1 protein-coding gene is annotated in these 425 nt (G+C 50.1%); it reads right to left on the reverse strand.

Going from position 1 to position 425, the window contains the following annotated elements:
• Positions 1–184: hypothetical protein (locus ACZXDY_RS46450; RefSeq protein ID WP_464350094.1), on the reverse strand; the 184-nt coding region annotated here is incomplete at its 3' end.
• Positions 185–425 lie beyond the last annotated feature (241 nt).

Genomic DNA, 425 nt, shown 5'->3' on the forward strand with positions numbered 1-425 from the left:
ATGATCCCATGCCCTCCGGCAAACCGACGTGGAGGCGGCTGAATTGTTTCGCTAAAATTTTCGGATCATTTCCTATGGTTGCTAATCCGTGAAAATGAGGCGAGCGACGTGCACCAGCCGTGTCCGATGTCACCCGAGAACGGAGGAGAAATCCGTCAATCCCCATCGTCTGAATATTTGCCATATTAATTCTGGGGTAAATATATAACACGTAAATTAAACAAATTAAATGTGGAACGCTATTTAAATTTGGATTAAGATTGGAGGACTTGGCGCCGGATGAACGCGTCAAGGATCTCGGAGAAACGGCTCCAGCATCCTGCCCCCTTGATGTAGGGGCCGTTTCTTGGCTCTCAGTTCTGCACACACATCGCCACGACGAGCGCCCCTTTGACAGGTTTCCCGATATCGCCGGCAGCCGCCTT

The organism is Bradyrhizobium sp. LeoB3 (assembly GCF_055456055.1).